The organism is Nonomuraea helvata (assembly GCF_039535785.1).
GTDB classification, from domain to species: domain Bacteria; phylum Actinomycetota; class Actinomycetes; order Streptosporangiales; family Streptosporangiaceae; genus Nonomuraea; species Nonomuraea helvata.
In genome coordinates, this window is the sequence record NZ_BAAAXV010000009.1 from 1,295,548 (window position 1) to 1,309,287 (window position 13,740).

The following is a 13,740-nucleotide window of genomic DNA, read 5'->3' on the forward strand; positions in this document are numbered from 1 at the left end:
CCGGGCCCTGACTCAGCCCGCGATCAGCTCGTTGGTTCGTTCGTACTCTTCCTTGGCCGACTCGAGCAGGTCGCGCCACGAGTCCACGTCGGGCCGCCGTCGAAGCAGCGCACGCCGTTCGCGCTCGGTCATACCGCCCCACACCCCGAACTCGATGCGATTGTCCAGCGCATCGGCGAGGCATTCAGTACGGACCGGGCAGCCACGGCAGATGAGCTTGGCTCTGTTCTGCGCGGCGCCCTGCACGAACAGGGCATCCGGATCCGCACCCTTACAGGCGGCACGGGAGGTCCAATCCGTGATCCACATTGTTCGACCCCACTCCCCTTAGGTGGTCAGTCGTCATTTGGGGCCGACGGGCGCGGGCGCCGAGCCTCCGTATTCAGTTGCCGCAGAGGAGAACGTACGCAACTTCACGTTCGGGCCGACAGACCCCAGAGGACCAATTTCTCGCGGCAGTCTTGACCGGGAATGACTAGTCACCCCCGTCAGTCAAGGCGAAATGGCGTCCTGCTACCGGAAAGGTCAGTCTTTCGACGTACCCTTGGTAGCGTGCAAGCGCAGCGCAAAGATCGTCCCAACCCCGTCCTCGGCATCCTGCGTCTGATCATCGCAGCATCCGCCGCCGGACTGCTGGCCGCGGCCGTGGCCCTCCCTGCGGTCGGCGGGGCCGGGATCTCCACCAAGAGCGCTGTGGAAAGCCTCAACCTCAAGCCCGAAAACCTCGACGAACCCCCTCTGCCCGAACGCACCATCCTGAAGGATGCGAACGGCAAGCAGTTCGCGCAGTTCTACTACGAGAACCGCCAGATCGTGCCGCTCGACAAGGTCGCCCCGATCATGCAGACGGCCCTGATAGCGATCGAGGACTTCCGTTTCTACCAGCACGGGCCGATCGATGTTGAGGGAACGGCGAGAGCGCTCGTCAAGAATTTGTCGGGCGGCGGCGTGATGCAGGGCGGCTCGTCCATCACGCAGCAGTACGTCAAGCAGGTGCTGCTCAACAAGGCCGAGACGCCCGAGGAGCAGCAGGCGGCCATCGCGCCGACGGTCTCGCGCAAGCTGTCCGAGCTGCGCTACGCGATGGCGATCGAGCGCAAGTACAGCAAGAACCAGATCCTCGAGAAGTACCTGAACATCGCCTACTTCGGCGCCGGCGCCCATGGCATCCAGGCCGCGGCCAGGCGCTTCTTCGACAAGCCCGCCTCCGAGCTCAACCTCGCCGAGGCCGCCACGCTGGCCGGCTCCGTACAGAACCCCGCCAGGACCGACCCGAGCGTCGGGCCCGAGTCGCGGGAGCGGCTGCTGCAGCGGCGCAACACCGTGCTCGACCGGATGTACCAGATCGGCAAGATCTCACTGCAGGACGCCAACGCGGCCAAGGCGAAGAAGCTCGGCTGGAAGAACATCAAGGCGCCCGGCGGCTGCGAGGCCAGCAAGTTCCCGTACTTCTGCCTCTACGTCCAGTACGAGATCCTCAACAACGAGGACTTCGGCAAGACCATGGACGAGCGCAGGAAGCTGCTCCAGCGCGGCGGCCTGGAGATCAGGACCACGATCGACCCGAAGATGCAGGCCGCCGCCGACAAGGCGATCAAGAAGTACGTCTCGAAGAAGGACAAGCCCGTGGCCTCGCAGGCCATGGTCGTTCCCGGCACCGGCGAGATCAAGGCGATGGCCGCCTCGCGGAAGTTCGGCGGGAGCAAGAAGAAGAACGAGATGAGCTACAACATCGTGGCCGACGGGGCGCACGGCGGCGGGCGCGGGTTCCAGCAGGGCTCGACGGCCAAGGTCTACACGCTCGCCACGGCGTTGGAAGAGGGCCTGAAGTACGGCGACGGCTTCCCCGCCCCCGCGGGCTACGAGGCCGGCGCCTACAGCACGTTCAAGAACTGCAAGGGCGAGAACGTCGGCGACCCGTCCCACACCGTGCGCAACTCCAGCGAGGGCGGCGGCGGCTTCAAGACGCTCGAGACCGGCACCTGGGGCTCGGTGAACACGTTCTTCCTCAAGCTGGAGCAGAAGGTCGGGCTCTGCAGCGTGGTCAAGATGGCCAAGAAGCTCGGGGTCAAGCGGGCCGACGGCGACAAGCTGTACGAGGTGGAGACGTTCACGCTGGGGGTCAACGAGGTCGACCCGGTGACGATCGCCAGCTCGTACGCCGTCTTCGCCTCGCGCGGCCAGTACTGCAAGCCGCTGGCGATCACGGAGATCAAGGACCGGGACGGCAAGGCCAAGCAGTACAAGCCGAAGTGCTCGCAGGTGCTGGAGGAGGAGGTCGCCGACGCGGTCAGCGGCATCCTGTCCGGGGTGTTCACCAAGGGCACGATGCAAGAGGTGGGCGGCATCGGGCGGGACGCGGCCGGCAAGACGGGCACGACCGACAACTACATGTCGGCCTGGTTCGCCGGCTACACCCCCAACCTGGCCTCGGCCGTCAGCCTGGGCGACCCGCGAGGCACCTCGTCCCACAAGCTGATCGGGATCACGATCGGGGGGCAGTACTACCCGTACGTGTACGGGGCCTCCATCTCGGGGCGGATCTGGAAGGACTCGATGCTCTCCGCGCTCAAGGGGGTCGAGCCGACGGAGTTCACGCCGGTGGACAAGTCGCGGTTCGGTGGCTGCACGGAGCACTGTGCGCCCAAGCCGCCCAAGAAGAAGGACAACAAGGACGGGCAGGATCAGACCGGGGACTTCGGCGACCCGTTCAACATCTTCGAACCGCCGAACGGGGACCAGCCGGGGAACGGGCGCGGCAACGGACGCGGCCGCTAGGTCACCGGCCCCGTCGTCACGACCGGCCGCCGACCCTGCCCACCCGCCTGCGCCGGCCGACCCATCGCCTGTGCCACTACCGGCCGCCCTGGATGCCCTCCCAGCGGCCCTCAGGACGCCCGGAACGCCCGCCTCAGCGGCCTCCAGCCCTCATGTGAGGGGGGGTATGAGGGTAAGCCCTCCCCCGGCGCGAGAGGCCGCCGGGGGACGTGCTCGCTACTTGCCCGCCAGCCGGGCGCGGACGGCGGCGGCGACGCGGCCGCCCTCGGCCCGCCCCGCGACCTTCGGGTTGACGACCTTCATGACCTGCCCCATGGCCTGCGGCCCGGCAGCGCCGGTCTCCGCGAGGGCGGCGTCGACGATGGCCGCCAGCTCCTCGTCGGAGAGCTGCGCCGGCAGGTACTCCTCCAGCACCGCCTGCTCGTCCAGCTCGGCCTGCGCCTGCTCGGCCCGCCCCGCGTTCCCGAACGCCTCGGCCGCCTCCCGGCGCTTCTTGGCCTCCTTGGTCAGCACCTTGATGACCTCGTCGTCGGTCAGCTCCCTGGCCTCCTTGCCGGCGACCTCCTCGACGTTCACCGCGGCCAGTGCCATCCGGATCGTCCGGAGACGTACCTCGTCGCGGCTCTTCATGGAGGCCGTCAGGTCGGCCTTCAGCTTGTCCTTCAATGCGCTCATGCGGTCCATCTTGCCGCCTGCGCGGACCGGCGCGGACTCCTCCCACCGGATGTCGGGCATCATGAGTAGGTGAGAAAAGCCGTCGCAGTGCCACTGTCCATGCTTGGTCTCGGCCTCGCCGGGCTGGGTTACGCCTCCGTGGTGGAGCGCAACTGGTTCCGCCTGCGTCGCTTCGACGTGCCCGTGCTGGAGCGCGGCCAGCGTCCCGTACGCATTCTCCACCTCTCCGACCTGCATCTGACGCCCCGCCGTACGATGCTCATCAACTGGGTCCGCTCCCTGGGCCCGCTGAAGCCGGACCTGGTGGTCAACACCGGAGACTCGATCGCCCACCCGGACGCTGTCCCCTCGCTCCTGCACGCCCTGGAGCCCCTGCTGTCCCGCCCGGGCCTGTTCGTCTACGGCTCCAACGACCTGTACGCCCCGAAGCCGAAAAACCCGGCCCGCTACCTCTGGCGCACCTCCAAGAACGAGCGCCGCCAGCACATCCCCTCCCTGCCCTGGGAGGAGCTGGGAGCGGGCATGGCGGCCGAGGGCTGGCTCGACATGAACAACACCACGGCCCGCATCAAGGTGGGCGACCTGGACGTGGCGGTGGCGGGCATCCACGACTCCCACATCTCCCGCGACCGCTACGACCTCGTGGCCGGCCCCGCTCCGGCGGACGCCGACCTCCGCCTGGGCGTCATGCACTCGCCCGAGCCCCGCAACATGACCCGTTTCGCCGAGGACGGCTACCAGCTCCTGCTCGCCGGCCACACGCACGGCGGCCAGCTCTGCATCCCGTTCTACGGCGCCCTGGTCACCAACTGCGGCATCGACCGGGCCAGGGTCAAGGGCCTGAGCCGCCACGACAGCTCCTGGCTCCACGTCTCCGCGGGCCTCGGCACCTCCCCGTACGCCCCGGCCCGTTTCGCCTGTTTCCCGGAGGCATCGCTACTCACCCTCGTTCCGCGCCGTTGACGCGGTCACAAGTACCTTGGGAGTCCGCTAGACTTTTCCAAGCACGCGCAAGACCGGCGTGCACCGGGGTGTAGCGCAGCTTGGCAGCGCGCTTCGTTCGGGACGAAGAGGTCGTGGGTTCAAATCCCGCCACCCCGACACAGTTCAAAGGCCACTTCCGAGAGATCGGGAGTGGCCTTTTGATCTTTGTGCAGCAGAAAAGTGCAGCAGTCTCACTGCCCTAGGCTCTCGCCGAGCCGCTTCAAGGCTTGCCTGGTCTGCTCGGACGGAATGTGCGTGTAGATCTCCATCGTGACCTTGATGTCACTGTGACGAAGGATCTGCATGGCCACCCGCGGGTGAACGTCCAGGGCCGCCAGCAGCGAGGCGCAGGTGTGCCGCGTGTCATGGATTGTGATCTTGCGGACGTTGGCGCGCTTGCACCGCGTGTCGAACCGGCGGTTGAAGTTGCGGGGCTCGAAGGGAGCACCATGTGCACTCGTGAAGACGAACCCGGTTTCGACCCACGCTTCGCCGGCATCGCGTCGAGCGTCTTCCTGGCTCTTTTGGCGTAGCCGCAGGGCAGCCGTACAGATCTCCGGCAGCGGCAAAACCGCCTCCGAGGCTTCTGTCTTGGTCTGGCGATGATGGAGCTGCCTCTTGACGCGCTGGAGTTGGAGCGACACGTCCAACTCGGCAGCGTCGATGTTGATGCGATCCCAGGTCAGGCCCAGCAGCTCGCCCTTGCGCAGCCCAAGCACGAGGATGAGCACGTAAGCGGCGTAGAGCGGGTCATTGTCCCTGCGCGCAGACTCCAGGAACTGTCGAGCCTCCTCCACCGACCAAGGCCTGATCTTTCGGGTACGCCGTGCCGTCAGACGCACGCCTGTCGCGGGGTTCTTTCCCACGAGATCTTCAGCAATCGCCGTGTTGAAGGCACTCCGCAGCACGCCGCGAGCATCTTTGATCGTTCGAGCAGAGGCGAGTTGCTGGCAGCAGCGACCCGCGGCACAGCACCGTGGCGCCCCGCGTCGAGCATCCTTGCCCTGGGCGCAGCACTGGCATGTGACGCGTAGCTTGTTGATCCAGAGCCGTACGTCCCGGACCTGGATCTTGTCGAGACGCTTGGCTCCCAGGTAGGGCTTGATGTAGAGCCGCACCAGCGTCTCGTACGTGCTGACTGTCAGCGGGGCAAGCTCGGGCCCCACGACCTCGCGCAGCCAGTAGAGCAGGAACTCACCCAGCGTCGGCGCATTGACCGCAACCGGCCCCTTGTCCACCTTCGCCTTGAGCTCCTGCCACGCTTTGCGGGTCTCCTCGTAGGTCTTGCGCTTGACGTACTTGCGCTTTCGGATGCCGTCCGGTGTAGTGACCCAGACGAAGGCCCGGTAGCCACCCGCCACGGGGTAGATCGATCCTTCTCCGTTTCCTCTTCGGCTCACTATCACTCCCCTTCTGCGATCTTGGCTACGTAGTCATCCACCCACTGGGGCAGGATGCGGCGATGCCGACCGTCCTTGACGCTGCGGATCTGGCCAGACAGCACGAGGAACTTGGTCTTGGTCAGCCCGTAGCCGAGCATCTCGGCGACCTCCTTCGTGCTGTGCCAGCGCTTAACGATCAAGCTCATGGATCCACCTCCCTTCGAGCGGTCTTGCTTGACAAGTCGTTGAGAACCGACCCAGCCAGCAGCGATTCACCAGGGGTGTAGCCCTGGCCGGCGAAGCTCCAGTGCGCGAGCACCAGGGTGCTTTCCTCGTGGTGCTGGACGCCTTGTTGAGTGCGGCGGTGTTCGGCGCGTTCTTCGCGGATGGCGCCGAGGGTGGTGGAGTAGGCGCGGGAACGGGTGGAGAAGTGGCCGCGGAAGCCGAGCATGTGGGCCCACTTGCGGAGCTTCAGTCCGGTCAGCTCGGGATGAGTTTCAGGGTTGCCGAGCGTCCAGGCGGTACGGATGAGCCGTGCCGCGTGTGCGGTAGCGCCGTGCTCGTGCAGCCGTGGCAGGTCGTGGGCGTGGATGCGGCGGTCGAGGGTGCCGGAGGTTTCGGCGGCTTTGGTGGCGTACTTGGCGATGTAGGCGGCCACAGCCTGTTCTGACAGCTCCCCATCGAGTTCCCCGGTGCGGATGGCTTTGACATCGATTTGGCGGCCCCAGACCAGCTCTCGCGTGTCCTGACCGAGATCGGGAGCCTTGACCGCGACGGCAGCGGCGGCCGAGCGGATCGCGCCGTCAAGTAGATCGAGGGTTGCCCAGGATGGTGGCTCGACCACGTTGGCGGGATCATCGGTGCGGCCATCCAGGCGGATCACTGCGTGGAAGTGGACGATCCCGCGGGCTTGGTATTCGGCGACCTTGGCGAAGGAGACCCGGACGGCCTTGTTGAACGCGGTTTGGGTCTGGCCTGCGGCGGCGGCCAGGTGGCGGCGCAGGTAGATGGTGAAGCGGCGCCACAGATCGCCCGCATGGGCGTTCCACAGCACGTGTCCGATGTAGTCGTAGGACTTCGGGTCGAGCGGTTGGCCGAGCCGTGTGTCGTCGGCCTTGTGCCGCTCGAAACACGCCGGACCGGAGCGGCGAGGATGGCAGACGCGCCGCACGCCGTTCTTGTCCGGTCCGCGGTGCACCGGTCCGAACGAGGGGGCGGTCAGCGTGGCGAACACCCGCGGGTGGGCGCGCACGCTGGCCGGCACGCCCTTCTCCTGTCCGAGTAGTCCGGCACGGATCAGGTGGAAGGTGTCACGCCGGTACAGCTCAGCGCACGAGGGGCAGCGTGAGGCACGCCGGTTGCCGCAGCGGATCAGCAGGTGGCCGTGCGGTTCGCCGGTTGTGCTGTAGCTCGACAGGACGTAGCCGGTTGCGGCGTCAAGGGTCATGGTTTCGCCGACCAGGCGCACCGGCTCGGCGCAGCCGCCCACGCGCTGTACTTGCTCGAACCAACGCGAGAGGTCTTTGCCGGAGCGTCGGGCCAGATCGCGGACGACTGGCCCGACCAGCTCGGCGAGCGGTGCGGGGACGCTCACCCGCCGCTCCCTTCGTATGCGCGGCGGGACGTGGAAGCAGCGTTCACCGTTGGTCCCTCCTTACCTCGACGATCTCGATGTGAGTCCGACATGCCGGACATTGCCGGTCGGCGGGAAGGCGCTCCCCGCAGGCGATCAGGCGACGGCGGCCGTTGGCCTTGACCTCGACTGGCCTCTCACAGGGCCCGCTGTCGGCGGCCGTGACGCGGCGATCCACACTCCAGGGGTTGTCCGTAACGCCATCGGCGTAGGTTTCGGTCACGACGACCCGGTAGCGGGTCACCGTTGCGCCTCCAGCTGGCCGGTTCCGCCGCAGTCATCGCAGGGCCGGTAGCCCCTGATGGCTCGCCGGTCGAAGACCGAGGAGACGAGCCATCCCTGGCCCCAGCAGCGTCCGCATTCGCGTGTGGTCTTCGTCGAGTTCACCGTCCCGCTACCTCTCCCGGGCGTAGATCGTCCAGGCAGAGGCGGCCAGTGCCCTTGCAGCGCGGGCACTGGCGGACCTCGACCTTGCCGCGAGATCGGCCCGAGCCTCCGCAGCGGGTACAGCACATGCTGGTGGGCTGGTTGTGCTGCATACTGGAAACCTCCTTTGCTTGATTGCCAGGTGAAGGAAGCGCGCCCTACGGGATGGCACGAGGCCGGTCAAGCTGAGCCGTTCCGTGGGCGCGCACCGACAAGGTGAATCGTTCGGTAGCCGCCGCTAAGACTCGCGAATGGCGGCGGTGACCTCTTCGTTGGACGAATTCCGGTACGCCGCGCTCAGCACCGCGTGACAGCGCGCTTGCTCTTTCCGTGTGCCGGTCCTCAGGGCTTTATCCAGCTCACGTGTAGCGGCCTTAAGTTTCTCTACCTGAGATCTCCGAATCATGTTCCTCCCCTTGCTCTTCCGGTTGCGAGAGATCAGTCGAAGCTGACCCAGAACGAGTAACGGCAGTTAGGGCAGCCGACTTGCAAGCCGCCCTCGCCCAACAGCAGCGAGTCGAAGCGTGCGAGTCGAGTTTCGTAGCGGCAGTCAGGGCAGCTCACGCGCCTGTTGTTTACCTCTGCAATGCGTGACATCTGATGGACCTCAACACGCCCAACATTGAGAGGCGTGCCGGTTTGCATATTTGCTGAGGCTAAAACCTTTGCCGCCGCACCCGTCGCATCCCCACGGGCCGTAGGGTGCGGATTTGCTGTCGAGTTTCCACACCACGGTGCTTCCGCCAGCGGTGCGGTATGTAATCAGCTCCTTCATCATGCCTCCCTTCACTTTCTTAGTGATCGCACTTTGGACATGTTCTTGTGCGCACGTACAGGTAGCCCTTGCATATCGAGCACCGTGGCGCAGGTTGACGCGGGGGCAGCCTTCTTCTGCTCATGTGGCCCCCCGTCCTCAGTTGTGGTTGTCGATTCCGGTGCCGTTGCAATCCCGGCACGAGCGGCTTTCCGAATCGATGCCGGTACCGTTACACGTGCAGCACGCATACGACGACAGCGGAATGAAACGCCTTCTTCTCATGACTGTCACAGGTCTTCCCGGACGATGAACCCGCAGTTGTCGCACACCTCGACGGTGCCGTTTTCGTAGAACGTGGTGTCTTCGTGCCTGCACATGAAATTCCTCCGTTTCCCTTGGGGGCTGTGGCTTTCCGTGAGCCGCCCTCCGTTTCGGTGGGCGGCCGGACGCAAAGTCACTCACTTAGTTGGAAGAACTCCGGCGCCGTTGCAGGTTCTGCACGTTCGACCTTCATGAACGTAGCCCTTGCCCATCTTCCATACCTTGTGCTCCAGGCGGCCAAGTCCTGCACACTTGCTGCATTCCAGCGGTGGAGTAATACGTTTGCCGAGTATTCCCATGACTTCCTCCTCTCTTCTGTATTGAAGTCAGCGGCCGTCATCAGTGGTGCAGTTCTTGGCCGTCAGCCCTTTCCCATGCATCGGCCGCACCGGATATACGCGCCGTTTGCATAGGAGAATCCGCCCTTGCCCTTGCACCAGCGACACTCCTTCTTCTTTGTCGCAGCGTCCTTGCGGTGCTTGCCTGACATGTTCACCTCCTCGTTGCCCGAAGGCGCCTTGTGGTTTGTGTGGACTGTGCCGGTTCCAGCGCAGGCCCGGCACAGCGAGAAACGCTGCACTTTCCACCGCAGAAACCCGCGGCTTTTCACCACTGTGCGCTGGAGAAGTCTGCGGCCCTCGCACGTCCGGCATGTATCCGTCGAGAGCGTTGAACCGGGGTCGAGCGGCGCCATTAAAGGCGGCCCTTCCCTTGGCAGGTGAAGCAGGTACGGCGCACCTCGATAATGAGGATCTTGCCGTTCTGAAGCTTGGACCTCATTTCGCCGATCTTGCCGAAGCCTCGGCAGGTGCGGCATTGTCCACCTCGTGCCATGATGATCTCCCTTCGCGTGTTGGAATCGGTGTGCGAAATCTGCCGGCATGTGCTCAGCGAGATGTGTCAGGTCAAAACCGAGCCGAAGAACACCGCGAGCTGGTTAGCGCCCGACAGGACGTGTTCAAAGACGCCATTGACCGCGGCGGCGGCCTGGGCCGGACGGCTGAACAGGTAGAAGATGGCGAACGCGATGACCGCGTAGCCGAGCCAGCGTCGGAGTCGGAACATCGGCCTGCCTCAGGCCGTGACGGCGCCGTAGTAGCTGGCGGCGGCTTCGTGGTCGCGCATGTGCTGCTCGCTGATGGCGAGCACCTCGTAGGTGAGCGGTCCGAAGTCGCGGCTGGTCTTGTAGTGCGTGCCGCCGCTCGCCTGGGAGCCGATCAGGTCGGCCACCCGGTCGACCTGGGCACGCTGCTCCTCGTCGGTGCCGACAGCGTGCAGCAGGATGGTTTCGCCGTAGCTCGGGACCGGCACCTTGGGGTTGTCGGCCAGGAAGCGCGCCAGGCTGCGCAGACCGGCGATGAACTCGGCTCGGGCGGTGGAATCAGTCGTCATCATGATCCGTTGTCCTTTCGTCTTGATATGAAGGACTGGCTTTCCATGAGCCGCCCACCGGGGAAGAGGTGGGCGGCCGGATGCAAGGTCAGTCGTCCAAGTGGGCGATCAGGCTCGCGGCCAGCTCTGGCGCGATCTGCATGCGCGCCCGCAGCACATCCGCCGTGACCGGCCGGTCATGCTTGGCGCGATGCTCGGCAGCCACACGCCGGGCATAGGCCAGCAGCGCTGGCGGCGGTCCCGGCTGGGGCGCGGGTTCGCCGGCAGGCTCACTGTGAGCTGCTTCGATCTCTGGCAAGCCGGTTGCTTCGTGATCCGCCAGCCCGGCATCCTCGACGCGCTCCAGGTGGGCCTGCTGAGCCGACTCCCGCTCGGTACGTGGCTGGACCGGCATCGGGTCCTCCCGCACCAGGCCCGTCTCATCAGTGGAGTCAGGCTCATGACCTGCGCGGCGTTCCAGCATCGACATGGCGATCAGGAAGGCACCCGCTGGCGTGGCCGCCAAAATCCATCCCCACGGCGAACGGGGAGCCTCGGCCAGGTTCGCCGCCAGTGTCAGCACAATCCCGCCCGCCAGCACCAACGACGGCCACGACATCAGCCCGCGGCGGCGCCGGTTGGTGCGCTTGTCGCGCTGGATCTCCCGTGCGGCCATCACGCACACCAGGTCGATACACACCGCCACGGCCCACGAGCGCCAGCCGTGTTGTCCGTACTTCGCGGCCAGATGGCTGATGTGGTCGAATGAGCCGACCGCCGCGATCACCGCCAGGATCGTTATCGGTCCTGAGTCGGCGAGCAGGGCGCGTAGCCGTCGCAGCATGTGCTCACACCTCCTCCCTGAGTCAGGTCCTTGCTTCGCAGGAACAGCTCGGCTGCTTGCACCAGCCGCTTGCATTCGCCCAGGTCGGCTCATAGATCGCCCAGCCACCCGGACGAGCACCACCGGTGTGCACCGCCCACTGATGACCGCAGCCCTTGCACGACTGCTCCAGCTCGTGCATCTGCGTCACGTCCACGCATCGCGACATCGCCCACCTCCCTCGCGCCGTTTTCGGCATGGCTCGGGTAGGGACCTGGCGTGATCAGGGCTCACGCCTGGCCCGTAGGGTGTCGAGCCGGTTAGACCGGCAGGTCCTCAAGGTCAGGTTCGGTGAATTCCTCGACCTCCGACTCGTCCAACTCGCCGACGTCGATCGCAGGGCCGCCAGTCAGCAGCGACCAGGAGGGAGCCAGGTCCGCGTACCGCCCTGCGGCGGCTTCGGCCTCCTCCTCCAGCACGTGGACCGAACGGGCCAGATGCCAGCGGCTATCTGATCCCATCACCACTGCCGTGCCCGGCCGGTTGGGCTCGATCTGCCGGGCAGCCGCGACCGCGCGGCGATCCATGTCGCCCAGGCACATCTTGGCCGTCTCGTCATCGTTGACCATGTGGCAGACCCGGCCGGTCAACTGCGCACGAAGCGCCGTCACGCCCGGTCCCAGGTCCGAGCCCACCCGCTGACCGCACACGAAGAGGTAGATGCCGAACGCCCGCCCCAGCTGCGCGATCCGCAGCAAGCGAGTGGCGACCGCCGCCACCTCCTCCTTCTCTGCTTTCGGGTCGGCCATCAGGAACAGCTCGGCCATCTCATCGACCAGCACCACGATGGGGATCGGGCGGATGGCGTCCGGCAGCCGCGGATGCCAGATGTTCTTGACCCGATGCTGCCGGCACAGCTCCATCCGGGATCGGATGATGCTGACCAGATCGGCCAGCAGCATCGCACACTCGGCACGTTCCGTGGCCAGTGCCGACAGTCGCGCCTGGTATGGGGTGAACTCCACCCCGCCCTTCAGATCGAAGCCGACCAGCGCCACCGGTTGCGGCGCCAACCCCTTGATCAGCGCGTTGGCCAGGTTCGACTTGCCCGACTGGGTAGCTCCCACGTTCAGCCAATGCGGCACGGTCCGAAAGTCGATGACGTACGGGTTGCCGTTGTCCAGCAGGCCCACCCGCACCCGCAGCAGACCATCCGCCGTCACCTCGAGCCCGGCCACCGTCTCCAGCGGGTCCACCAACGTCGCCGCCAACGTGACCTTGCCCGGCTGCCATGACACCAGCCGCACGCTGTGTACCCGCCACGCATGCGCCAGCTTGTCGAGCGCGTCTTCGTAATCGTCGGGCGTCTGCCCATCGTGCAGCCGTGCCGTGACCGTGAACCCGAGCGGAGTCGGCCGGATCAGGCCCAACCGGGGCGCCTTTTCGACCTGCACCCGCCGCAGTTGACGGCGCTGCTTAGTCATCATCGTCCCTCTCACCGCGCACCACCGCCCATCCGCTTGGCCACCTCGGCGAACGCTTCAGCGTCATAGCCAGCCAGGAAGGCCAGCGCGTTGTGGATACGGTGACGAGACAGCGAGTTGAGCACGTCATCCAACTCTTGATCCGTGAGCTTGCGGGCTTTGCTCATCGCGCGCCCCCGTATCGTTTGACGGCGAGGTGGAAACCCTCCTCAGACCAGCCTTTGAAGTAGGCGAGCATGTCGCGCATCTGATCCGGCGACAGCGAATCCAGGATCAGGGACATCTCCCGATCGGTGAGCTTGCGAGTAGCCATCACTCGCCACCCCCGAACCCGAACATGTCCGGCAGAGTCCAGCGCCAACGCCGACGCCGCCTCGACAAACCGCAGCCCGAGGCCACCGACCGCCACGTCCCGTAGACCGCGATGGCCTTGACCGGAAAGCCGAGCACGTACCAGAACGACACCGGCGCGAACCGACGCCACGCCCTCAAGGCCACGCCCGACGCCAGCACGGCCAGGCCAGCCCACAGCAGGAAATCCCGCATACTGGAACCGTCTCCTTTCGTCTTGTTGGTGGTTGGAGACCCCGGAGCGGCCCATGCCGCCAAGCTCGTGACCGCTCCGGGACCTGATGACCCTCACGACCTCCCCGACGCTGCCTGGTAGTGGCAGTACGCGCACAACCACACGATCCGGTTGCGGCGAGCGTCGAACTCCTCTGCTAGATCTCGCTGCGAGCCGCACTCGACGCACTTCGGACCCGCCATCAGGCAGCCTTCTCCACGGCGGGACGAACCTCCTCGCAGCGAAAGCCCATGCCCGCGCGGCCGTTCATCTGCCAGAAGAAGCAGACCAGCCCCACCAGGCGGACCTTGCTGCCGAGCTGGATCTGCGGGAATGCAGCAGACGGGAACGTCACCGTGATCACCGGGTTTCGCCGGTCATCGTTGGGCATCGGCAGCAGCGGCAGCGTGTACAAGTCACGCCCCTCCGCGTCCTTCTTCACCTCACCCGTCGCCCGATCCACGATCTTCGGCTCGGGCTCGCCTGCGACCGTGAACGACATGGCCGACGTGTCCACCGGAATGTTGCGCATACGCTGCGC

The 13,740-nt window shown here is 65.9% G+C and carries 15 protein-coding genes and 1 tRNA gene; 3 read left to right on the forward strand and 13 right to left on the reverse strand.

Translation table 11 applies throughout. From position 1 onward, the window contains the following. Positions 1 to 12 precede the first annotated feature (12 nt). Positions 13 to 309 (reverse strand): WhiB family transcriptional regulator, encoded by a 297-nt coding sequence (locus tag ABD830_RS38935; RefSeq protein WP_090771382.1) that lies wholly within the window; start codon positions 307 to 309, stop codon positions 13 to 15. 243 nt (positions 310 to 552) lie between these two features. On the opposite strand from ABD830_RS38935, the gene ABD830_RS38940 reads away from it, so the two are divergent. Continuing rightward, positions 553 to 2,778: a transglycosylase domain-containing protein gene (locus ABD830_RS38940; RefSeq protein WP_344998805.1), complete on the forward strand. Its 2,226-nt coding sequence runs from the start codon at positions 553 to 555 to the stop codon at positions 2,776 to 2,778. Positions 2,779 to 2,994: 216 nt separating this feature from the next. Here the strand turns inward: ABD830_RS38940 and ABD830_RS38945 are convergent, their stop codons facing one another. After that, positions 2,995 to 3,453 carry a GatB/YqeY domain-containing protein gene (locus ABD830_RS38945; RefSeq protein ID WP_344998807.1) on the reverse strand — a complete coding sequence of 153 codons (459 nt, stop codon included), beginning with the start codon at positions 3,451 to 3,453 and terminating at the stop codon, positions 2,995 to 2,997. Positions 3,454 to 3,552: 99 nt separating this feature from the next. On the opposite strand from ABD830_RS38945, the gene ABD830_RS38950 reads away from it, so the two are divergent. After that, a complete protein-coding gene (locus ABD830_RS38950) occupies positions 3,553 to 4,416 on the forward strand; it encodes a metallophosphoesterase (RefSeq protein WP_345002220.1) in 864 nt (287 codons plus the stop codon). A gap of 64 nt (positions 4,417 to 4,480) precedes the next feature. Then, positions 4,481 to 4,554: transfer RNA gene (locus tag ABD830_RS38955), tRNA-Pro, on the forward strand. 74 nt (positions 4,555 to 4,628) lie between these two features. On the opposite strand, the gene ABD830_RS38960 is transcribed toward ABD830_RS38955, so the two are convergent. From ABD830_RS38960 to ABD830_RS39010, 11 genes are all read right to left on the reverse strand, one after another. Beyond that, positions 4,629 to 5,798 (reverse strand): site-specific integrase, encoded by a 1,170-nt coding sequence (locus ABD830_RS38960; RefSeq protein ID WP_344998809.1) that lies wholly within the window; start codon positions 5,796 to 5,798, stop codon positions 4,629 to 4,631. Positions 5,799 to 5,839: 41 nt separating this feature from the next. Then, positions 5,840 to 6,025, reverse strand: coding sequence for an excisionase family DNA-binding protein (locus ABD830_RS38965; protein WP_344998811.1), 186 nt, complete (start codon positions 6,023 to 6,025; stop codon positions 5,840 to 5,842). Further along, the gene (locus tag ABD830_RS38970; protein ID WP_344998813.1) at positions 6,022 to 7,413 is read right to left on the reverse strand and encodes a replication initiator; all 1,392 of its coding nucleotides are present in this window, start codon (positions 7,411 to 7,413) and stop codon (positions 6,022 to 6,024) included. The genes ABD830_RS38965 and ABD830_RS38970 overlap by 4 nt, the downstream gene beginning before the upstream one ends. A 2,443-nt stretch (positions 7,414 to 9,856) precedes the next feature. Continuing rightward, positions 9,857 to 10,021 carry a hypothetical protein gene (locus ABD830_RS38975; RefSeq protein WP_344998815.1) on the reverse strand — a complete coding sequence of 55 codons (165 nt, stop codon included), beginning with the start codon at positions 10,019 to 10,021 and terminating at the stop codon, positions 9,857 to 9,859. A 9-nt stretch (positions 10,022 to 10,030) separates the two neighbouring features. Continuing rightward, positions 10,031 to 10,351 carry a hypothetical protein gene (locus ABD830_RS38980; RefSeq protein ID WP_344998817.1) on the reverse strand — a complete coding sequence of 107 codons (321 nt, stop codon included), beginning with the start codon at positions 10,349 to 10,351 and terminating at the stop codon, positions 10,031 to 10,033. A gap of 85 nt (positions 10,352 to 10,436) precedes the next feature. Continuing rightward, positions 10,437 to 11,171, reverse strand: a complete 735-nt coding sequence (locus ABD830_RS38985; protein WP_344998819.1) for a DUF2637 domain-containing protein — start codon at positions 11,169 to 11,171, stop codon at positions 10,437 to 10,439. Positions 11,172 to 11,470: 299 nt separating this feature from the next. Then, a complete protein-coding gene (locus ABD830_RS38990; RefSeq protein WP_344998821.1) occupies positions 11,471 to 12,649 on the reverse strand; it encodes an FtsK/SpoIIIE domain-containing protein in 1,179 nt (392 codons plus the stop codon). Continuing rightward, positions 12,646 to 12,801 carry a hypothetical protein gene (locus tag ABD830_RS38995; RefSeq protein ID WP_344998823.1) on the reverse strand — a complete coding sequence of 52 codons (156 nt, stop codon included), beginning with the start codon at positions 12,799 to 12,801 and terminating at the stop codon, positions 12,646 to 12,648. The genes ABD830_RS38990 and ABD830_RS38995 overlap by 4 nt, the downstream gene beginning before the upstream one ends. After that, positions 12,798 to 12,947: a hypothetical protein gene (locus ABD830_RS39000; RefSeq protein WP_344998825.1), complete on the reverse strand. Its 150-nt coding sequence runs from the start codon at positions 12,945 to 12,947 to the stop codon at positions 12,798 to 12,800. Before ABD830_RS39000 ends, ABD830_RS38995 begins: the two co-directional genes overlap by 4 nt. Then, on the reverse strand, positions 12,947 to 13,180 hold the full coding sequence (locus ABD830_RS39005) for a hypothetical protein (RefSeq protein WP_344998827.1): 234 nt from the start codon (positions 13,178 to 13,180) through the stop codon (positions 12,947 to 12,949). Before ABD830_RS39005 ends, ABD830_RS39000 begins: the two co-directional genes overlap by 1 nt. A gap of 221 nt (positions 13,181 to 13,401) precedes the next feature. Next, positions 13,402 to 13,731 (reverse strand): SCO3933 family regulatory protein, encoded by a 330-nt coding sequence (locus ABD830_RS39010; protein WP_344998828.1) that lies wholly within the window; start codon positions 13,729 to 13,731, stop codon positions 13,402 to 13,404. Positions 13,732 to 13,740: the final 9 nt, after the last annotated feature.